The sequence below is a fragment of the Lysinibacillus sp. FJAT-14745 genome (genome assembly GCF_001275675.1).
Lineage (GTDB): Bacteria > Bacillota > Bacilli > Bacillales_A > Planococcaceae > Lysinibacillus.
Genome location: NZ_LITM01000002.1, coordinates 747,980 through 770,047, shown reverse-complemented (window position 1 = coordinate 770,047; position 22,068 = coordinate 747,980). Strand labels below are relative to the sequence as shown.

Annotated in this window: 20 protein-coding genes and 1 pseudogene; 13 read left to right on the top strand and 8 right to left on the bottom strand. The window is 34.7% G+C overall.

Features of this window, described 5'->3' with window-relative positions:
• The first annotated feature begins 14 nt into the window (after nt 1–14).
• Genes AMS59_RS05125 through AMS59_RS26160 form a run of 3 tightly spaced genes read left to right on the top strand, consistent with a single transcriptional unit; the run spans nt 15 to nt 2,543 of the window.
• Entirely contained in the window at nt 15–716 is a 702-nt protein-coding gene (locus AMS59_RS05125) for an ABC transporter ATP-binding protein (RefSeq protein ID WP_053482667.1), read from the top strand.
• Nucleotides 706–2,286, top strand: coding sequence for a hypothetical protein (locus AMS59_RS05120; RefSeq protein ID WP_053482666.1), 1,581 nt, complete (start codon nt 706–708; stop codon nt 2,284–2,286). Before AMS59_RS05125 ends, AMS59_RS05120 begins: the two co-directional genes overlap by 11 nt.
• 44 nt (nt 2,287–2,330) lie before the next feature.
• On the top strand, nt 2,331–2,543 hold the full coding sequence (locus tag AMS59_RS26160; protein WP_234007694.1) for a GntR family transcriptional regulator: 213 nt from the start codon (nt 2,331–2,333) through the stop codon (nt 2,541–2,543).
• 206 nt (nt 2,544–2,749) lie between these two features.
• Here the strand turns inward: AMS59_RS26160 and AMS59_RS05110 are convergent, their stop codons facing one another.
• Entirely contained in the window at nt 2,750–3,301 is a 552-nt protein-coding gene (locus tag AMS59_RS05110; RefSeq protein WP_053482665.1) for a GNAT family N-acetyltransferase, read from the bottom strand.
• Nucleotides 3,302–3,407: 106 nt separating this feature from the next.
• Nucleotides 3,408–4,805: a hypothetical protein gene (locus AMS59_RS05105; RefSeq protein ID WP_053482664.1), complete on the bottom strand. Its 1,398-nt coding sequence runs from the start codon at nt 4,803–4,805 to the stop codon at nt 3,408–3,410.
• Nucleotides 4,806–5,646: 841 nt separating this feature from the next.
• On the opposite strand from AMS59_RS05105, the gene AMS59_RS24860 reads away from it, so the two are divergent.
• The 4 genes from AMS59_RS24860 to AMS59_RS05090 all read left to right on the top strand — a co-directional run bounded on the left by AMS59_RS24860 (nt 5,647) and on the right by AMS59_RS05090 (nt 8,222).
• Nucleotides 5,647–5,889, top strand: coding sequence for a hypothetical protein (locus AMS59_RS24860; protein ID WP_156304559.1), 243 nt, complete (start codon nt 5,647–5,649; stop codon nt 5,887–5,889).
• Nucleotides 5,890–7,018: 1,129 nt separating this feature from the next.
• Nucleotides 7,019–7,396: a MaoC/PaaZ C-terminal domain-containing protein gene (locus AMS59_RS05095; protein ID WP_053482662.1), complete on the top strand. Its 378-nt coding sequence runs from the start codon at nt 7,019–7,021 to the stop codon at nt 7,394–7,396.
• A gap of 20 nt (nt 7,397–7,416) precedes the next feature.
• The gene (locus tag AMS59_RS24855; RefSeq protein WP_156304558.1) at nt 7,417–7,587 is read left to right on the top strand and encodes a hypothetical protein; all 171 of its coding nucleotides are present in this window, start codon (nt 7,417–7,419) and stop codon (nt 7,585–7,587) included.
• Nucleotides 7,588–7,826: 239 nt separating this feature from the next.
• Entirely contained in the window at nt 7,827–8,222 is a 396-nt protein-coding gene (locus AMS59_RS05090) for a VOC family protein (protein WP_053482661.1), read from the top strand.
• 188 nt (nt 8,223–8,410) lie between these two features.
• Here the strand turns inward: AMS59_RS05090 and AMS59_RS05085 are convergent, their stop codons facing one another.
• Nucleotides 8,411–9,268 carry a LysR family transcriptional regulator gene (locus tag AMS59_RS05085; protein WP_053482660.1) on the bottom strand — a complete coding sequence of 286 codons (858 nt, stop codon included), beginning with the start codon at nt 9,266–9,268 and terminating at the stop codon, nt 8,411–8,413.
• A 134-nt stretch (nt 9,269–9,402) separates the two neighbouring features.
• Between AMS59_RS05085 and AMS59_RS05080 the strand changes: the two genes are divergently transcribed.
• The 6 genes from AMS59_RS05080 (at nt 9,403) to AMS59_RS05055 (ending at nt 17,028) form a co-directional block, all read left to right on the top strand.
• Nucleotides 9,403–10,374 (top strand): DMT family transporter, encoded by a 972-nt coding sequence (locus tag AMS59_RS05080; protein WP_053482659.1) that lies wholly within the window; start codon nt 9,403–9,405, stop codon nt 10,372–10,374.
• Between the two features lie 585 nt (nt 10,375–10,959).
• Nucleotides 10,960–12,669, top strand: a complete 1,710-nt coding sequence (locus AMS59_RS05075) for a methyl-accepting chemotaxis protein (RefSeq protein WP_053482658.1) — start codon at nt 10,960–10,962, stop codon at nt 12,667–12,669.
• A 250-nt stretch (nt 12,670–12,919) separates the two neighbouring features.
• Nucleotides 12,920–14,017, top strand: coding sequence for a sensor histidine kinase (locus tag AMS59_RS05070; protein ID WP_053482657.1), 1,098 nt, complete (start codon nt 12,920–12,922; stop codon nt 14,015–14,017).
• Nucleotides 14,018–14,293: 276 nt separating this feature from the next.
• Nucleotides 14,294–15,655: an ethanolamine ammonia-lyase subunit EutB gene (locus AMS59_RS05065; protein WP_053482656.1), complete on the top strand. Its 1,362-nt coding sequence runs from the start codon at nt 14,294–14,296 to the stop codon at nt 15,653–15,655.
• A gap of 15 nt (nt 15,656–15,670) precedes the next feature.
• On the top strand, nt 15,671–16,519 hold the full coding sequence (eutC, locus tag AMS59_RS05060; protein ID WP_053482655.1) for an ethanolamine ammonia-lyase subunit EutC: 849 nt from the start codon (nt 15,671–15,673) through the stop codon (nt 16,517–16,519).
• A gap of 77 nt (nt 16,520–16,596) precedes the next feature.
• On the top strand, nt 16,597–17,028 hold the full coding sequence (locus AMS59_RS05055; protein ID WP_053482654.1) for a response regulator: 432 nt from the start codon (nt 16,597–16,599) through the stop codon (nt 17,026–17,028).
• A gap of 201 nt (nt 17,029–17,229) precedes the next feature.
• Here the strand turns inward: AMS59_RS05055 and AMS59_RS26895 are convergent.
• From AMS59_RS26895 to AMS59_RS05035, 5 genes and pseudogenes are all read right to left on the bottom strand, one after another.
• A pseudogene (locus AMS59_RS26895) lies at nt 17,230–17,594 on the bottom strand (TIGR03943 family protein).
• A 206-nt stretch (nt 17,595–17,800) separates the two neighbouring features.
• Nucleotides 17,801–18,151 carry a DUF1980 domain-containing protein gene (locus tag AMS59_RS26890; protein ID WP_369814300.1) on the bottom strand — a complete coding sequence of 117 codons (351 nt, stop codon included), beginning with the start codon at nt 18,149–18,151 and terminating at the stop codon, nt 17,801–17,803.
• Nucleotides 18,152–18,161: 10 nt separating this feature from the next.
• Nucleotides 18,162–19,070, bottom strand: coding sequence for a permease (locus tag AMS59_RS05045; RefSeq protein WP_053482653.1), 909 nt, complete (start codon nt 19,068–19,070; stop codon nt 18,162–18,164).
• Between the two features lie 517 nt (nt 19,071–19,587).
• Nucleotides 19,588–21,384: a HAMP domain-containing sensor histidine kinase gene (locus AMS59_RS05040; RefSeq protein WP_053482652.1), complete on the bottom strand. Its 1,797-nt coding sequence runs from the start codon at nt 21,382–21,384 to the stop codon at nt 19,588–19,590.
• On the bottom strand, nt 21,384–22,067 hold the full coding sequence (locus AMS59_RS05035; protein WP_053482651.1) for a response regulator transcription factor: 684 nt from the start codon (nt 22,065–22,067) through the stop codon (nt 21,384–21,386). Before AMS59_RS05035 ends, AMS59_RS05040 begins: the two co-directional genes overlap by 1 nt.
• Between the last annotated feature and the right edge of the window lies 1 nt (nt 22,068).

Here is a 22,068-nt window from a genome sequence, read left to right as displayed (position 1 = left end):
ATGAGGTGAAGAAATTGTTATCGATCCAAAATTTACAGAAATCATATGGACAGCATGAGGTTTTGAAGGGTGTAGAGTTAAAAATAGAAAAGGGAGAAATACTGGGGTTTGTTGGTGGGAATGGTGCAGGTAAAACAACGACATTAAATTGTATTGCTGGATTAATAGAACAAAATTGCGGAAAAATAATGATTAATAATGTTGCGAAATCACAGTCACTCGAATATAAAAAGCAATTTTATTATATACCTGATACGATTCATGTATTTCCAAATATAGCTGCATATGATTGGATACATTACGTTTTGAAACTATATGAAAAAACGGATAATGAAAAACTACAAAACTTCATTAACATCTTTGGCATGGAAAAAAGTATTTATAAACCAATGGGAACGTATTCTTATGGAATGCTTCATAAGATGGCGTTGATCACTGCTTTTACAATTAGTCCGCCTATCCTTATTATGGATGAGCCATTAAATGGCCTAGATCCACTGGCTGTCGTTGCTTTTAAAAATTGTATGAAAGAGTACGTTGAAAAGGGTGGAACCGTTCTTTTTTCCACTCATTTGTTAGATGTCGCCGAGAAAATTTGTCAATCCATTTCGTTTTTAAAAGATGGAAAGATTGTCTTACATGAGCGTGTAGAGAATTTGCTAGTCGATGGGAGCCTAGAGACTATTTTTATGGAGAAACAAGCTCATGAAGGATAATATGCAATTAATCAAATTCTTTTTAACATCCTTTTATGCAAAGCCAAAGCAGCCAGTAATTCAAGTACTCCTAATTATTGCATTTATTTATGTCGCCATTCAGTATTTTGTACTTACTCTCATTATTTACTTTATAGAGACACCAGAGGAGTATTTATTTTACAATATTCTTCTTTCAAATGGTGTGACGTATATATTGATTTCTTATTTTGCTATTTCGGTAGTGTTTAGTCAAAGTGATTTTGCTATATTTGCTCATTTGCCCATTTCAGCGAAGCGGGTTGTAATGTCAAAAATAATAAGTGGAGTAGCTTTACCGATCATCGTAGTAAGTATTCTTTCAATCCCGACATTTTTCATATTACTGATAGAGTTTAAGCTAGCTGTTGCTGTAAAATCAATTGGATTTTTATTAGTGATGAACGTCTTTATTGTACTGCTCCTTTTATTTATATTATCCATTTTGAATCATTTTCGCAGTGTATTTATTAATACATCCGTATATTTGTTTGTTAGGATGATTTTTATAGTAGGTATTGGAATAAGTCCAATGTTGTACTTTTTAATAAAAAATTATCATGCAATCAGCATTGTTTTAGCGAAATTAGATGCTTCAACAATATCAGCCTTAAGTGCTTCAATTTCAGATTTTCTCGATATAGGTTATCGTTTTGCAATGCAACAGTCATTAGTGGAGACGCTTTTGTCATTAAATACTGTAATAAGTTTCATCCTTTTATTCGCACTATGTTATTTATTGTTTAAAGCAACTATAAAAATGATTGCGTCTAAGTATTATGAACATGGCTTGCTTGTAAGTAGAATAGAAAAAACGACTAAAGTTTGGGGAAGAGATATTCAAAGTAGTTTGCTCAATTATTTGCAACGTGAATATTGGATTATTCAATCTGAACCATACTTTAAAATGCAAGCTATTTTAGGGATTATTTTACCGCCAATTTGTACAATCATTTTTTTAACTCTCATACAGACAAATATTGTAAAGGCTGAATGGATTGTTAACAATGAATCTTTTCTTTTTGCCTATATGGTTTTGTTCATGAGTTGTATGAACAATATTAGTGGAACTCCCTATTCACGAGAGGGGAAATACTATGCATCTAGCATGACGATGCCATTTGATCCACAAAAGGTTTACATGGCAAAGGTTATGACTTCATCATGCATCGGCACAATATCGGTTGTAATAAGCTATATCATTTACATGCTATTTGGTAGAGGCGACATTATTACGGGACTGCATTTATTGATTACATTACTATTAGTCATTACGTATAATTTATTGTCTCCACTTTATGATAGAGGGCATCCTTTACTTGAATGGTCTAATCCATCGGAGGCAATAAAATCAAATCCTACAGTATTAATAAGCATGCTATATGGATTACCATTATTGATTGTCATCGGCCTTCTTCATTTTAGCTTGCTATCTTTCAATGTTTCTCTGTCGATTTCGGCAGCAATTATTTTGATGATTGCAATACTATGTGCAATCACAATAATTTACAAAATATTTAATAGAAAGAATTTGGAATGCTCATCACCATAACTTTACGCGATGAATCATATGAAAGGATATGTAAACAATTGAATGTGAAAATAGATCCTATGAGTAATATTCCTTTCTATCAGCAGCTAACCCAGCAACTACTTTTTGAAATAGCTAGAGGGAATTTGCAAAATGGTGACTCATTGCCCTCCATTCGTGATTTAGCAGCTAAAACAAATCTCAATCTTCATACAGTCCATAAAAGCTACAAGGAGCTTCAAAAAAAGGGAATAATCGATATAAAACCTAGCTCGTAAGCAATTGTTATGAAGTCTGCCGAAGCAAAGGATGTTAACCTTCAACAAATATCTATAATGGTCGAACAAATAATGTGTGAAGCTTATGTTTTAGGTATTAGTGAACATCAACTACAGCAGATATTTCATGAGAATTTGCGAAAATATTATATTGAGCGTTAGGAGAGAAAGAGATGACTTCTGCAATGTACAGAAGCCATCTCTTTCTAATTACGGTGTATATTAATAAATTCACCCATTGTCATCCCAAAATAGACCTCGTCATAAAAGGTACCATTTGTATACATCATATTTCTTAACCGGCCTTCCTCAACAAATCGCAGTTTATTATGTAGAGCTATAGAAGATGCATTAAAGGAGTAAACACAGATTGTTGCTTTCTGATAGCGAAGTTCAAAGAAATAATGCTTTAAAATCGTTAAAATCATATCTTTTGCATACCCTTTTCCTCTATGCGAGGGAAATACCGTTATAGCATAATCAAACGTCCCATTCTTTGCATCACAACCAGAAACCTCAATTGTCCCCACGATATTGTTTGAAGCATCCTCCGCAATCCAGTAAAAATCATCACTGTCAGTAGATGCCCCTTGTGATATTTCATTTATCCATTCTTCAATTTGTTGATTTGTCCGAGGAAATGCGATTGAATCAAGGTTTTTAAGTATGTCATCATCTAAATTTTCAAATATATGAATGTCCTCAGACTTGGGCGCCCTCAATCGTATTTTTTCTCCACGCCAATAGGAAACTTTCATTGAACTCATCTCCCTTTCTAATTTGTTCAGTTAAATTATACCATTTGTATTGAGTGGAAGAGAAAAAAGTAAGAAACCACTAAAAGAGTTCCTTACTTTTACAATGTTAAATTAAAAACACAGCCACAATAGTTGTAATCACAAGGCCAATCGCCACTGGCAATAAATTACGCCTTGCAAGTTCAAATGGGCTAACATTACATATTGCAGCAGCGGGGATTAATGCCCAAGGAATTAATGTTCCGCCCCCTACAAATATCGCTGTTATTTGTCCTAAAGCTGTTAAAGTTGCAGTACCTCCACCAATCGCATTGCCGAACAAACTACCGACGGAACCTGCTAAGGAAATTCCTGAGAAGCCAGAGCCGTCTAAGCCTGTAATGGCGCCAACGACTGCTAAAGTGACGACCGCAATTCCCTTAGTTAATGGAACTACTGCAGCTAGACCCACACCGAGATCGTTGACGATACCATGTGAAGTGGCTGGTAAGTAGTCACCAATAATTTGTGTAAATCCGGAATCTCCTAGATAGAAAAAGGCTGCGATTGGAATAACCGGCCCAAATACTTTAAATCCGAATTGGAATCCTTGAATGAAATAGCTTGTCGTCTTTTCAAGCCCTTGTTTTTTGTGGGCTACAACACAAAGCAATAGTAGTATAAAGACCGAAGTGCCTCCTATTAATGCTGTTGCATCTCCGCCTTGTAATTTTAAGATGGACATGGCGATGACATCGAGTACAAAGGCAATTGGAATAAGTACTGCGAAAAAGCGTTTTTGCCCAAGTGTTAGCAGGTCTTCAGCGGCTATTTGTTCTACATCTTTATTTGTGTCGTTTGTTGCATATAAATTCGCTAATCCACGCTTCATATCCCGTCGTAATAAGATATAAGCGACTACCGTAGTAACAACACCCATTGTAATAACAAGGGGAATACTAGCAGTCATTACCTCACTAACTGGAATACCAGCTGCATCAGCAGTTAGCTTAGGAGCTCCTTGTATAACAAAATCACTCGATAGAGCGATTCCGTGACCAAATAAATTCATCGCCATCGCCACACCGAGTGCTGGTAAGCCTGCACGTAGAGCAACAGGTAACAAAACTGCCCCTAATAGAGCAACAGCAGGTGAAGGCCAGAAAAACCAAGAAATACACATCATTAACAGACCAATCGTCCAATAAGCTAAAGCGGGTGTTTTAATAATTTTCGTAAAAGGCGCAATCATAACCTCATTAATACCAGAAGTCATCATGACCCGACTCATGGCTACGATAATAGAAATAATGAGAATGGTCGACAAAAGCTCAGTGATGGCATAAATAAAACTGTTAAAAACACCACTAATAGACGAAGTTATATCGCCTGTAGCAACGATTGCTAACATAAATATGCCTAGTACACAAATGAGGGTGGTGTCGCGACGTTTAACCATAAAGCCAATGATAAGGACAATAAAAACAACGTAAATCCAATGGAGAGCCGTGAATTCAATCCCCATACGTTTCCCCCTCAATATTCGATCTGATTCTATAGAATATGAAGGGGAAAAAAGTTGGTGATGGTTCTGAAAAAATTCGCCCAAAGCAGAGTGGCAATATGAATTGATAAATTGAAAAAGTATTAATAATTTATAATAAAGAAGAGTTAATATGAAAATAGTTAAATCTAATGAAAATTGGAATTGGTGAGATTTCCCAAATGCAATATGAAGAATTTCTTTTGTTTAAAATGATAGGAAGCCTTAATTCTGTATTTGGCAATATATAGTGGATGAGGAGGATTACAAATTAAAAGGCTTAGGAGACATTCCTAAGCTTTTTTGGAGGTTTTTAATGAAAGAAAAGTTATAATATAGCATTGGTTTTATGAATATAAAAAGATTCCTTTGTTGGCGTTAGGTACACCAAGTGCTGGTAAGTCTGCATGTAGAGCAACAATAATAAAGGAAAGATAATATGAAGATAGTTATACTAGGAGAAAGACTTGCTGGTACGGTGAATAAATATTTATTACCTGCTGCAATAAACGACTTGAGCCCTTTAGAATTTAGAGCTCAAGCTATTTAACGCATTTTTATTATTTCCACTGTCTACTTGACGGGGGTAGTTCATTTTGAGTGACTTATTCTATGCTAGTAACAGCTATTGTTGGAAAACCTAAATCATCTTTACCTTTAAAAAGAACGTAAACCGTTGCCTCACCATTTAAATTAATATCTTTTAGAACAACGTTGATGATATAAAACATTCCGTAACCAACACTGCAGTTGATGCCTCTCAGCCGTTTGCTTTAACAATATCATCGGTAATTCCAAAGAAATCCTAATTATCTAGGTGAACATGGGAAAAATTCGCTTCAAAATCCACGGGACGGTCCCATACCTGGGAAAAACGGGCTACCTGGAAAAAATGGTCTCATACCTGGAAAAAACGGTCTACCTGGAAAAAACGGTCTCATACCTGGAAAAAATGGGCTACCTGGAAAAAATGTTCTATCTGGAAAAAATGGTCTCATACCTGGAAAAAACGGGCTACCCGGAAAAAACGGTCTCATACCTGGAAAAAATCGGCGCCCCTCATTAAAACGCATTGGATTTACCATTTTTTTAACTCCCTTCAATTGATTATAGTATAGGCTATGTTCAATCAATGAATTGGCTTAGACTAAGGCATAGGTTTGGAATCTTTGCAAAGGACGATTTTGGATTGTTCAGCAAATTGCCACCCACCTATACTGATACTCTTCAATTGACATCTGGAACCAAATATTTTATTAGCTTAAAGGATTGTTATGTAAAATAACATGTATTCAATTTCGATATGTATAAAATAAATATTCATTGTAGTGTAGTTCTTAAGTTGAATAGTTCGTTAACTAGACCACTTAATCAAAATTTGAAGTGACTCGTAAAAGTTAGACATGGTGTTAATTCATTTGGCTCTGTGATGGAGAAATTCTTTTGGATTATGAAATCCGAATTTCTCTACTTATAGGAATTTAAAAGTGTGGAGCATTTTGAAGAATTTATTCAATACGATTGAATAGAATGCCCCATAGTGGTTATACATTTCAATAAATTAAATAATATTAACAAAAAGGGTCCGGTATGACTTTAGCTCCGTCCTACAGTGTAACGGAAAGTATAACAAAAATGGGATACTAGATTGGGTGTATGTTGAACAGGCAGATATTCAGCAAAGTTTATTTATATGTACACTTTATGACGTAAAAAGGATCGATTTCACATCATTTATAGTAAACTTTCGGAGGAAAAGAAAGAAAAACTAACATTTGATAGTAGTGATCTTTTTCGTACTGCAATCCAACGAGCAAATCTTAAATTAATGGTTTCTGAAAAATTAGCATTTTCGCTTTCACCTTACTGCTTTCAAGTATTGCGAGTAAAGAAGTAGTTTCACAGAACTGTGATCAATAATTCTTGGTATTTGCAATAAATATTTTGAAAATTCTTAGAATTGTTCGCTCGCAAAGGTATATGTCTATCCTCATTCAGCAAATGTTTTTGTAACGGAGTAGCGTTTTGTACACCAAAAGAACTTTTTAGATTAAATATTGTCATTGCTATGATTTTAATAAAAGAATGGTATAAAAATAATAATTTCCATATGTTGATATGTAATTGTTGAGTTATAAACTGAATAGTTTTATTATTCAATTTATAAGGGTGCGTTTTTTATAGGAGGGATATCGATGGCATTACAAGTGGGAGAAAAAATTACATTTGAGCGTAAGATAACAAAAGAGGATGTTGAATTATTTACGAGGGTATCAAGAGATGAAGGGGTTCATCATATCACACCAGACGAACAAGGTCGATTTGTCGTGCATGGGCTTTTAACAGCAACGCTCCCAACGAAAGTCGGAGGTGATTATAACGTACTAGCACGTAAAATGGATTACGAATTTTTGCGTCCAGTTTTTAGTGATGATACGATTCGTTGTGATGTAATAATTGAACAGTATGAACCGGATGAAAAAAATCGTACGGCAATTACTGCAACATTTACATGTACAAATCAACTTGAAAAAGAAGTGTTAAAGGGAAGTTTTTCAGGTATCATTCTATAACATTTAGAGGAGTTTACCATATGAAAATTGCAGAAATCCGATTTTTTGAGCTTCGATTTCTGAGTGCCAATAGTATTGTAAGTCAAGATAATCAAACATTTTTAATTGATACCGGATTTGGTAGCGATATAGTTCGAACTGAGAAACTTTTAACCGAAGCAGGGAAGGGTAATGAGATACCCTCATCTTGAAGGCTATTCAAAACAGAAATGAACTGCGAACGTTAAGTCATTTAAGAGTCTCACCTGTCATGCCGTAAGCTATAGGGCTTGCGGCTCGTGGGAGTCTCAATTTACAATGTTATGTCCTTGACTTTATTCTATTTTCAGAATTATTTATTTCCCTTCTGCCTAATAATAATATATAGTAATTTTAGTTAGACACAGTTAATTCCAGTAAGAGTTACTGCTTTAATAACGAGGAGGATATCATGGGAAGATTAGTTCATTTTGAAATTCATGTAAGTGACATGGAGCGTGCAAAAAAATTTTATGGAGAGGTATTTGAATGGTCATTTCAAGATTGGAGTGATTATGCAGGAATGCCTTACTTTGGAGCGGTGACTGGCAATGAGGACGAACAAGGAATCAATGGCGCTTTAATGCAACGTCAAGGTGCTTCTCCGGAACCAAACCAAGCTTTAAATGGATTTGCTTGTACAATGGGTGTGGAAAATTACGATGTAACAGAAGCTAAAATTCTTGAAAATGGCGGCAAGGTTGCAATGCCAAAGTATGCTTTACCAGGAATGGCGTGGCAAGGATACTATATTGATACCGAAGGCAATATATTCGGAATTCATCAACCTGACGAAAATGCAAAATAGGCATAATGGATTAGATTGGCTGCATCTTTTCTAGCCAAATATTATTAACACTGATTAGAACAGAACGCTTGGTACTAAAAACCAAGCGTTTTTTGTCACTGCACTATTTTTTATCAATGAATGTCCCCTTTAGACACTATTAAAGATGATTGACAGAAGAAAAGACGCGGAAATAAATAGAAGTTATCCTATATACGCTGATGCTCAGCAATTGTTTTTAAAAAACATTCCATCGAATTTGTCATATATGCATCTTTTCGGCGGATAAAGACGGTTGAAATCGTACCGTATTTTTTAGGAATTGGATGACAATAAACCTTGCCGGTTGTAGATAGATGTTCAGCAGCCGATTGTGGTACAAGTGTAACGCCAAGGCCAATGGCAACACTGTTTAAAATTGTCTCTAATATATTAAATTCCATAATTCTTTTTGGCAGTAAACCCTCATCTTTGAGCCAGAGTTCTAGCTTGGATCGATATCCGCAACCTTGATTAGAAACAAGAATTGGTGTAGACATAAATTCCTCTATACGAAAGGATTTGTTTTGTGATAGGAGAACGAGGTTTTCTGTATACACATCATATTGTTCTAAAACTGGATGTTTAATTGGTCCAGTTATAAAAGCTCCATCTAATTGGTGATCCGCTACTTCTTTAATAAGTTCCTCAGTTAAACCAGCTTGCAGTGTTAAGTCGACATTGGGATACCCCTTATAGTAAGAAGCTAGAATGGTTGGTAATATACTCACTGTTTCGACTGTACCGATTTTTAATGTACCAGTCGGTGTATCACTATCTAAAAATACTTGTTTCATTTCCTCGACATCCTGCAAAATTTTATGAACATAAGCAAGCATTTTTCGCCCTTCCGGATTTAATGTCATCCCTTTTTTATGACGATAAAAGAGCGGAGTATTGAGCTCTTTTTCTAATAGCTTAATACGTGCAGTTACATTGGATTGTACATAATTTAATTCTTTTGCAGCATGGCTGACGCTTTGGTGATTTGCGACGCTTTTGAAAATCTGTAAATCTCGCAGTTCCATTGAGCATACCCCCTTAAAAACTATCATTATAAATGATAGTTAATATCACTTTCAATCATTTTACGTGATGTATTTTCTTTTTTATAATTCTCATTGTGCATTTCATAGTAGGTATATAGAAACGAGGAAAAACAGTGAGAAGAAGTCAAATAATAGTAGGTGTGATCGCATGTTTAATTGCAAGTATGTCATGGGGGGCCATGTTTCCAGTAGCAGATCATGCACTTGAATATATAAATCCATTCTATTTTTCAACTATTCGATATGGGGTGGTATCGATTGTATTAGTCATTTTATTATGGATGAAAGAAGGGAAGAAAGCGTTTCGTTTAGAAGGGAAAGGTAAGCCGCTCGTCTTTTTTGGGACAATGGCGTTTACAGTTTACAACGTGTTAGTTTTTTTAGGTCAGATGTTAATGGGGAAATCCGGCGTTATGGTAGCGTCGATTATGGAAGCACTCATGCCGATGATTTCGATTGCTATTCTATGGGGATATAAACATGTAAAACCGAAAAATTATATGATTAGTAGCATGATCATTGCTTTTATTGGAGCTATTTTTGTTATTACAAAAGGCGATATGAGTTTCTTTCTTACACTGAAACAAAATCTAGTTGCGCTCGCATTCATTTTCATTGGAGTTATAGGATGGGTCATCTATACAATGGGCGGTCAAACATTTAATGATTGGTCTGCTCTCCGCTATTCAACATTAACATGTGTATTTGGCACTGCTGTAACAGGTATTATCACAATGATTATCACGATGCAAGGGTATGTATCAGTTCCAAGTATGGAAACGATTTTTGCTATTAAATATGATTTATTGTTTATGATGACACTGCCAGGTATTGTAGCATTACTTAGTTGGAATTATGGTGTGAAAATCCTATCATCCATTAATGGGATTTTATTTATTAATTTTGTTCCAATTACTACATTGGTCATTATGATGATACAAGGATATAAAATAACAATCTTTGATATAGCAGGGACTCTACTTGTAATTTCAGCTCTTATTTGGAATAACATATGTCAGCGCAGAGAAGAAAACACGAATCCGCAGATTATACAAGAGGAAGAAGAATTACGGCAGGCTGTCTAATGTTAGAAGATATATTTTTTTCTTTGAGGCATAATTCTCCTAGTCCACTAATTTTCAGTAAATGATTAAACTTATAAAAGAATAATAAAATTTACATAAAGAGCGTGTTTTAATCCGTTTTCGATTAAAGACACGCTCTTTATTTTGTTGCAAATGACTTTTAGGACATTCCCTTTCTTTAGAAAAGTTAAGAAACCATTTCTAAAGAACTACTTATTGAAAAAGTGTAGTAATTTAGGTTGATTTGCTTAATTGTATTATTTTGCGATTTTTTGTTAAAAAATGCCGAAACTTGACGAAATATATTGTGAATAGTATGGAAAATAGATTTCTTTGTTATTAGGAAGGGGCTAAAAAACCTATTTAGTTAAAAAGATTTATATTAGTTTTAAGTATGTTATCAGTAAAACGAAGAGACGAGTAAAGATAATGAAAACATAGAATTAAAACGAGATAAGCAGGTAAGCCTCCGTGTTGTTATGAAGTAAACAAACATGTATGCTCGCATCTTTGATAGTGTATGATTCATTGTCTTTCATTAAAATGTGCACCAATTAATTGAATTCAAGAAGGAGAGTATTAACCATGCTGCGCAATCTATCCATATTTAAAAAATTAGTCCTATTAATGTTGTTAGCCATTTTAACAGTTGGGATTATCCAAGTGAATGGATATAACACAATGAAATCTTTGGAGAATAATACAGAGAATATTTTTAAAAACCGTTTAGAACCAAGTATTGTTTTGACTGATTTTAGACTTAATAATCGAACTATTATTACAGATATGTATCGTTCTTTCCTTTATACAGATGCAGCAACACTTACAGAGATTAAAGATGAAGTGATGAAAGCTTTTACCGAAAATGAAAAGAATCTTCAATTACTTAAAGCAACCAATTTAAAACCGGATGAGGATAAAGTAATAAATGAACTGGTTCAGAAATTTCCAGGTTTTAAAGAAAGCATGGAACAAGTTTTTCAACTAAGTCTTGTCAATAAGGATGAGGAGGCATTAAATCTCTTTAATACAAGTGCCAAGAGTGTGTTTGATGAAATTGCGTCAAAAGGTGTAGAGTTGACTGAATTGAATAAAAAATATGCAAGTACTTTGAATACGGAAAGTAAAACCGAGGCGAGTAAAGATATCACAATCACTCTAATCATTTCAATTGTATTAGGAATTTTGTTTGTTGCAATCGGTTTTATAGGTGTACGAAAATATATAATTTCCCCAATTGAAAAATTAAAATTTGCTGTTCAACGAGCAGAAGCTGGAGAATTAAATTTTAGTATAGACTACGATTCAAAGGATGAACTAGGGGTCCTAACGTCTTCATTTAATCATATGATTACACAATTACGAGATTTAATTGGTCAGGTGAAACAATCATCCGAACAGATGGCGGCATTTTCGGTTGAGCTTTCGGCAAGTGCAGAACAAACAAGTGAGGCTAGTGAACATATTGCGTCTGTTACGTTAGAGGTGGCAAGTGGCACGGACGATCAAGTTAGAACGATTATAGACACATCAGATGTTGTTGATCATATGGTACAAGATGTCCAAACAATAGCAAAAAATTCTACTAACGTTTCAGAGGCTACTATACAAGCTGAACAAATTACAGTGGATGGAAATAACATTATTACAAACGCTGTTCAGCAAATGAACGCAATTCAAACTTCTATTAGTAGTCTAAGTAATGTAATTAGTGGTTTAGGTGAGCGTTCGACAGAGATTGGTCAAATCGTTGAAGTCATTACTGGCATTGCAGCGCAAACCAATTTACTGGCATTAAATGCAGCAATTGAAGCGGCAAGAGCAGGAGAACACGGAAAGGGCTTTGCGGTTGTTTCAGAAGAAGTGCGAAAATTGGCCGAAGAATCATCTGGGTCGGCACAGAGAATCTCGGAGTTAATTACAGGAATTCAAACGGAAACGAATAGAGCGTTAGACTCTATGCACTTCACAACAAATGAAGTGGAAACAGGTATTAACAATGTGAACATCGCAGGTGAAGCCTTTAAAAAAATTCAACATGCTATCAATGAAGTAGCTAATCAAATTGAAGGAGTCTCTTCTTCAGTAGAACAGATGGTTACAGGAGTTAATCAAATGACCAAATCCATGGAACAAATCAATGGAATTGCCCAAACCTCTGCAGAAGGAACACAAAATATTTCAGCAGCTACAGAAGAACAGTTAGCCTCTATGCAAGAAATTACTGCATCTACTACGGCACTTTCTAAAATGGCAGAAGACTTACAAGAAAAAACAAATATGTTTAAAGTATAACGTAAAGAATTGTCATATTAAGTGCAAAGTATAGTCTGAAAAACCTGTTATCTAAGGATAGCAGGTTTTTTTGTTTACATCTTATGAGGTATACACTGTCTTAAAACGATAAGTAACACAAACAAGCTTGAATTACAAAAAGGGAATGCATGTTGTTTCGAAAATTCCGAAATTTTTTCTATAGCACATTGAACACAATTTTAATTTTTGCTATAGTGTTTGCAAAACTAGAGAAAGGGGGGCGCATTTCATGATGGGAATTTTAGATTTAGAACGATTGACAAGTTTATCAAATGAACAGTGTGAAATTATTTTAGGTGTGGCCCAAAATCTACAAATAATAGCTGACCTTTCTCAAGCAGACATCTTCATTGATTGTCTTTTGGAAGAAGATAACGCATCTTTCGTTGTAGCTGAAGCAAAGCCTACCACGATAGCATCTTTGTATAAAAAAAGTATGTTAGGGAAGATAGCATATGAAGACATGGAACCAGGTGTTTTATTTAGTTTAAAAACCGGAAAACCAATTTTTGGATCAAGAGGTATTACGGAAGAGCGTGGAATCATGCAACAAGATATTGTTCCTATAAATGACCAGTATGGGGAGACTATTGCGGTATTAATTAAGGAAAGAGATATTTCACAGGAAGTTCAGAACGAAAGAAATATAGAGCGGCTTATGAAAGCGACTAATAGTGAGGACGAGCAACGTGTATTTCAAGCTATTGTTGTTCAAGAAATTCATCATCGCGTTAAAAATAATCTACAGGTTATTTCTAGTTTGCTACGGTTACAAATGCAACGCACTCACTCGGAAGAAGTAGCTGAGGTATTTCACGATAGTATATCTCGTATTTCTAGTATGGCTTTAGTACATGATTATTTGGCCCAGCGTGGAATTGAGGAAGCGGATATTAAACTTTTAATACAGCAAATTACTACTTTGCTAGTGTCTTCGTCCATTATTCCAGGTCAACATATTACTGTGTCTGTTGAAGGGAATTCTGTATTCTGTCCTTCAGATCAAGCAACAGCTATTGCACTGATTGTTAATGAGTTAGTTCAAAATAGCATTAAGCATGCTTTTCCTTTTCCTTCACAAAATTGTGGGAAAATCGATATAAATTTGAGGAGACGAAAACAAATGATTACGATTACAGTAACGGATGATGGATGTGGAGCTGGTGATTCTTTTTCTTTAGGAGATCTATCATCTTTAGGATTACATCTTGTAGAGATGTTAGTTGAAGAGAGGTTGCAAGGAGTTCTTTCATTCCCACTGTCTGATAAAGGGACAAAAGTTTCAATAACCTTTCCGATAGTATCTACCGAAGTTAATGAATACTAAATGACACTAAGCCTCCTAAACAAACCTTTAGTTATACAGTTACAAGTTTGTTTAATCTTGAGGAATTGTATATTTAAAAATAAATAACATTTTTAATTAATGTTGTTATTGTTTTCGAACTATTTACAAAATATTTGCTAGTAGTGTAGAATGAACTAAAATAATATCTGAGGCAAAGGCGCCTTTCACGCCCGAAGAAAATTTCTTCAGGGATAAGTGAAAGCGCTTTTTTTCGTTAGATTGCAATCTTTAGCATATAAAAAGGGGTGTTAAATGATGAAATTGTCTTGTGTAGTAAAAGGAACTCATTATACGTTTTCGTCGGTAAGGGAGGTACTTGCAAAAGCGAGTGAAGCGAAGTCTGGGGATGTGATGGCGCGTGTAGCAGCGGAATCATCGCTTGAGCGCATGGCAGCAAAAGTAGTACTTAGCGAGATGAAGTTGGAAGAAATTTATGAGAATCCAGTTATTCCATATGAGATCGATGAAGTAACACGCTTGATTTATGATGATATTAGCGACACGATTTACAAAGATATTAAAAGTTGGACGGTCGGTGAACTGAGAAATTATATTCTGTCATCTGATACAGGTACAGATCAATTATTGAAATTATCAAGGGGATTAACAAGTGAAATGATTTCAGCTGTTGCCAAGCTGATGTCAAGCATTGACCTTGTTCTTGCTTCACAGAAAATGAAATATCAAGCACATTGTAATACGACAATTGGAGAGCCCGGTCGCTTAGCATTTCGTTGTCAGCCCAACCATCCAAATGATGTTCCAGAAGGCATTTTGTATTCAATAAAGGAAGGGTTGTCCTACGGAGCGGGGGATGCGGTAATTGGTATCAATCCGAATGTGGATACGATTGAATCTGTCAAAAAGCTTTTGACACTTTCACATGAATTTATTGAGAAATGGCAAATTCCAACTCAAAATTGTGTTTTGGCCCATATAACAACACAAATGGAAGCTTTAAAGCAGGGGGCACCTATCGCACTTATGTTTCAAAGTTTAGCGGGTACACAAAAAGGGAATGAAGCATTCGGTATATCTAAAAAAATTCTTGATGAGGGCTATGAGATGATGGCTCGATATGGTACATCTGCAGGTCCAAACTTTATGTATTTTGAAACAGGACAAGGTTCGGAGGTATCTTTAAATGCTGACTTTGGAGTAGATATGCAAACTCTTGAATCAAGAAGCTACGGTTTTGCACGTCACTGGAAGCCTTTCATGGTGAATACCGTTTCTGGCTTTATTGGACCAGAAACACTTTATGATGGGCGCCAATTAATTAGAGCGGATCTTGAAGACGGATTTATGGGGAAATTACATGGCTTACCAATGGGCATTGCTCCAACTTACACAAATCATATGGATGCCGATCAAAATGATCAGGAAGTTGCCGGTATCATAACGGCAGTTGCCGGAGCGAATTTTTACATGGGCGTACCGGGTGGAGATGATGTCATGCTGAATTATCAAGATACAAGTTATCATGATGATGCTAGTTTGCGTGAAATTCTAGGCTTACGACCACTTCGAGAATTTGAAAAATGGATGGAGAATATGGGCCTAATGGAAAATGGAAAGTTGACAAAACGAGCAGGAGACTTATCAATTTTTGATTGAGGAGGGAGGAGCAAAATGGATTTTCAAGAAATTGTTCAAAGAGTAGTGGAAGAAGTAAAGAAAAACATGAATTCGCTAAAAACTGAAACCGATCAAAATAAAGAAGAAATTATATATTTTCCAGAAGAACGTATAGAAGGGGTAGAGAAGCCGCATAACGCTGCATCTATTGAGTGGGCACAAAGTATTACACCTGCCCGTATTGGTATTGGTCGAACTGGAACACGTATGCTGACGACAAGCTATTTACAATTTTTAATTGATCATGCAGCTGCGCAGGATGCTGTATTAAAAGATGTAAGTGATGATTTTCTTCAACATATGGATTTACACAAGCTGGAAACAAAAGCTAGTGATATGAAAACTTACTTAATGGATTTAGATGCTGGTCGAAAGTTATCAGATGAATCTATTAAGTATCTTGAAAAAAGCGGGGATAAAGGCAAAAATGTTCAAATTATTGTATGTGATGGATTGAGTTCCTCTGCGGTAGAAGCCAATGTAGTTGATTTACTGCCCGCTTTAATTCAAGGATTAAAATTAAAAAATATAAGCGTCGCAAAGCCGTTTTTTATTAAGCGAGGGCGAGTATGGGTGCAAGACGAAGTAGCTGCTCTTGTTAATTGTGACCTTGTTATTTCATTGATTGGTGAAAGGCCCGGTCTAAATACAGATGAAAGCTTGAGTGCATACATGATTTATCGCCCGACTGAAAAAACAGTTGAAGCTGATCGGACGGTCATTTCAAATATCCATAAAGATGGACTGACTTCAGTTGAAGCTGGTGCCTATCTTTCTGATTTAATCGAACAAATGCTTCTGGCAAAATGTTCAGGGGTTACTTTTGCTCAACAAAGAAGTTAAAACTTCCGGACGAAATTATGCTGAGACATAATGGATATATGTAGTATTCTCTCCGTCCAGAAAGGTCGTGATGTTTTATGAAAAAACGGATTCTGATTGCTGAGGACGAACCAATTATTAGACTGGACTTAAAAATGATGCTTCGACATAACGGCTATGAGGTAGTCGGGGAAGCAGGAGATGGGGATCGAGCGATTGAGCTCGCTTTTAAGTTAAAACCGGATTTGGTGTTAATGGATATAGAAATGCCAAAACTAAATGGTTTAAAGGCAAGCAAGGTTATTGGTCGTCAGCTAGATATACCTGTGTTGTTGATTACTGCATACAGTCAAAAAGAATTTGTAGAAAAGTCTAAGCAAGATAATATTATGGGATATCTAGTTAAACCGGTTTCTGAAGACAGCTTAATTCCAGCAGTGATGATTGCATTTCAACAAGCTAAGAGGACACAGAAGCTAAAACAATCTTTACAACTAACACAAGAAAAAATTCAAAAGCGCGAAAGATAATTGAGCGAGCAAAAGGACAACTTGATGGGAAGTAATCATTACATTAATTCAAAGTATTATTGTTGATACATCTGTTGTTAATAAACGGAAAATTCGCTTTTTTTAATAGCGGATGGCAGATGATTGGATTTCAGCGAAAACAACACCAAAATAAAGAAGGCAATGAAGGTGATCCCTCGTTGCCTTCTTCTTAATAGTAGGTTAAAAGCTTATAAGAATATCAATTGGATATAGATAAGGTTTTTCAGGCTCTTCTATTTTTACCCAATTATCCACTTTAATAACGGGTAAGCTTTCTCCATTGTATGTTGTAATATCGATTGTTCCAATTACTTCAATCCATGCATCATTATCTAGAGTATGATTTTCTGGAAATTCTGCTAGAAAGCCTACTATACTTGCGTCAGCAATACAGTGGGTAATGAGAAATCTTGAAATAACCAATTGATTCTGAGGAAAGCTATCTCATTTAAAACAAAACCTTTCAATTGTATCTTTTTTCCTAGATGTTTTGATAAATCTTTATTAATATCCTCATAATAAATAGTGTAATCCTTATCTGTCATTTTAATAGTTTGATTTTGTGAGAGCTGTTGTTTTAAAAGATCGTATTCTTTTTTAGGCATCTCCCGCCTTTCCTCCATCAACATTGGATCTTGAGCATGTTCGTCATATATATTTTCGTTAACGGTTTTATTTGAAGTGATATAGTCTTCTATTTTAGATGTTTTGGATTGTTTAGTGAGAATTAAAGAAGCGCCTTTTTTGTCAGCTATAGAAGCGTCCAGTACCTTTGCAGGCATAAAAAACCAGTAAGTAATGGAGTAATGATAACTAGATAAGAAAATACCTTTTTTTTATTAATAGGTGAATCTCCGTGATCGTGGTGAGTACAAATGTGTTCAGTACTGTGACAATGTTGTTTTTTAGTTGAAAAAGAAAAAATTCTCGTCAATTGAACAAAAAATAAAAGTAAGAATAAAATAGCAACTGTTTTACTTAAATTTTCGTATTTTGGATTAATGAATTTTGTGATTTCTCCAGTCCAATGTAGGTTGAAAATCATGGCAAAAAAAGCTAATAAAATGATAGCTCTTACTGCTTGTTGGAATTGAAATTTCATGTTTTCCCCCTTATATATAACTTGAAAGTATAAATAAACTAAAATAGACAACAGTGGCTATTAAAATTAATAAACACAGTACAAACTTAAAGCGAAATACTCCTATCAACATAATTGTATTTTTCAGATCAATCATAGGTCCTAAAATTAAAAATGCTAGAATAGAAGGCGTTGAGAATATAGAGCTAAAAGAAGCTCCTATAAATGCATCCGCTTCAGAGCAAAGTGATAAAATAAATGCTAAGCCCATCATTACTATTATTGAAGAGGATACATCATTTCCTATGTCGACTAATGTTTTTGTCGACACATACGTTTGTACAATTGCCGAAGTTTTTATTACGTCTTTACGTGATGAATCTGTTTGAATCCCTCGTTTGAATTGTGTCCCCTTAAAAAACAAGCTAATTATTAAAGATATTATAATAGCAATGAAGAAACCTAATATCATTCGTAGGCCCGCGATTTTCATATCATTGCCAAATGCCATATAGGTAGAGAGAATAACGATCGGATTAATAAGAGGGCCGGTTAACATAAATCCTATTGCTGCATGTATAGGCACTCCTTTTGAAATCAGCCTTCGAACAATAGGCACTATTCCACATTCGCAAGCAGGAAATAATGCCCCAACAATGCAACTCATTAAAACTGCTATAAATTTATTTTTAGGAATCCACTTTTGAATATGATCTTCAGTTATAAAAATTTGAATAAATCCTGCAATAAGGACTCCAATTAGCACAAAGGGGAGAGCCTCAATTAAAATACTAATAAATATAGTATTAAGATTCATAATGGACGAAGCGAGAGTCTCAAATGTTGAGTAGGCTATTAAGAATGGTTGAATAAAGAATAAAAATAAAATTAAAATGAACCAAAAATTAAATAGATATTTAGGAATATAAAGACGTTCCACATTTACCTCCCTGAAATCATTATCTTTGTAAACTGTAATGATTCCGTTTTGATATAAACTATGTAAAAGGACAACTAGGTATTACACAATACATTAGATTTTTGAAAAGCATTTCAAGTGTAAAAACTATTAAATGATAATTTTTAAGCATGAAAATAATTGTTTTTTTGAAATACATTACATGTTTATATAGAAGGATAGGAATTGTAATTGGTTAAATGTAGGAAAAGAAAGGGAGCGAAATGAAATACATCGAAATGAAAGGTGATTTATTTTCAGTATCTAACGAGTACGCATTAGTACATTGGATTTTAGTGATGAAGTTATGAGAGTTGAAAGAACTTAAAAGAGAAGGTGAAATGTTGTTTAGTAAATATTTTCACCTTCTCTTTAATTTGGCTACCGTATGACTTGTTATATTGCTCATTTCTATACTGTTTTGGCGTGGAAATAGCTTTGATCTGTGAAGTTTAGCAATGAACCTATATCATCCCTACGTTAACTCTAATAATCTTCCTTAGTAGTCCAAATAATCTGTACTAACTGCTCTCAAGTCAAAGTAAAATTCGACTCCGTTTTCAGTGTTATTTACGCCGAAGCTACTATTATGACGTTCCAATATTTGTTTTACAATAGCTAAACCTAAGCCAGAACCACCAAATTCTTTGCTTCTTGATTTTTCTACTCTATAAAATGGATCCCAAATTTGTTCGATTTCATCATAGGGAATGAAAATATTTTCATTTTCAATTTTAAACTTATATTTATTTAAACCCTCTAGATAGACAATTTTGATGTTGATACGGTTATGTTTTGGCGTATATTTTACAGCGTTGACAAATAGGTTGGTAATGACTTGCTCGATTCTTTTTATATCCCCATTTACATAAGCTTCCTCATCAATTTCAAATAGAACCTGCAATCCTTTTTCGTCAGCCATTGCTTTGAATTTATCGTACACCTTTAAAAATGTATGCCATAAGTCAAAAGTGCTTTCAGTAAGCTGATAAATAGGGGACTCTAGTCTCGAAATTTCAAGCATTTCTTGCACCATTTCCGTCATTCGGTCGACTTCATCCAAAATGACATCACAATATTTTAAGTCGTTTTGCTCATATACACCGTTTTTTATGCCTTTAATATAACCATTTATTACGGTTAAAGGGGTCTTTAATTCATGAGATACGTTGGCAACAAACTCTTTTTCTTTTTCCTTCAACTTCAACTGTGATTCATAATCTTGTGCAAGTTTTTCATTGGCATGGACTAATTCCGTAATTTTCTGTTCTAGGTTAGTAGAAATTTTGTTTAATGCTTCACCCATTTGCCCAAGCTCGTCCTTGGACTTAACAATATATTTTTCGCTGAAATTTTGATTTGCAATCTGATTCGCGATCGTGCTCATTTTAACCAAAGGCTTGGATAATGTCTTAGAAAAAACAATAGCTATTATAATAACGATAATCATCGTAAAAATAAATAGAATAATATAGTACTGATTTAAATTGCCGATAACTTCATCTACAGATTGAAGAGAAGAAACAGCCAATATTACCAAATCTGTTCCTTCCACATTTTCAATTAACATCAAATTATTAATGTCTGTCTGTGTGTCTCGTACTGTATATATTTGATTAGGTAACGTATGACCTTCATTTTTATTTGTCATGACAATCATTTCTTGAATAAGGACATTTTTTTGCGCTGTGAAGGATTTACTTTCAGTTGGTTTAGAAATCACTTTTCCTTCAATTGTAATAGGCTTAGGCTGCTCATTCATCATTTCATTGTCACTTATAGTGATTCCTTCAAAAAATATCGTGGATGCATCGGTTGGCTCTAAGATTTGAGTACCAATTTTGATTTTTTTCGGGAGAACTAAGGATTCCTTATCATCTAATAGCAGACCCTCGATTGAGATGTTGTTCTCTTTATTTATTTCTTTATAGTCAATAGACATAAAGTCATCTACGATTTTATACTCCTTGTTGTCCTTCGTTCTGACCACGAATTGCGAGTAATTATTGTTTAAAGACGCTCCGTAATGAGCCTGAAGTTGATTATTGATAACCGAAATAATAGCATTGTTACTCTCTGACATTTCAGTAATATACTGATTAATTGTGTCAGTCGACTCATGGTTTTTAATCTTTGATTCAACTGTATGGGCAAACTCTTCCATATTTTGTTTCTTTTTATGGATATAGTAAGGTTCGAAATAAATCGATTGAAAGACGATTTGGACTATAAAAATAGCAGTAAATAATAAGATATGAATTAAAAAAAGCTTGTAGGCAATCCCTCTTTTTCGCATTATTCCACCTCGAACTTATACCCTAAACCAAATACGGTTTTAATAAGGTAGGCTTTATGCTGTAAGTTTTTTCTAAGTTTTTTGACTTGCGCATCAACTACTCTTGCGCTTCCGAAATAATCATATCCCCATACTTCATTTAATATTTGATCTCTGGACAAGACAATATGCTTGTTTTCCATCAAATACAGTAAAAGATCAAATTGTTTTGGCTCTAATTCAATGGACGTGCTATCTATCCATACTTCACGTGTAAGTTTGTTAATCGTGACTCCTTTTAGCTGCAAGGTTTCTTTGTCTCTATCTTCTTTTTTAACAGTATAGATTCTATCGAGAAGAACTTTAGACTTAGCTACTAGAATCTCAGGATTAAACGGCTTAGTCATATAATCGTCCACTTTAAATTCATAGCCCATCAACTGATCTTCTACTTCTGATCGTGCTGTCAGCATGATGATAGGAATATCTGATTTTTTTCTAATTCTTCTGCACACGGAGAATCCGTCGATTTCTGGTAGCATGATGTCGAGAATGATTAAATCGACTGTTTCTTCTTCAAACATTTGCAGACCAACCTTACCATTCGTCGCAATTAGGATTTTGTATTCGTTCATTGTAAAATAGTCAGCTATTATATTAGCAATTTTCAGTTCATCTTCTATAATTAAAATCGTTCGCTTCATT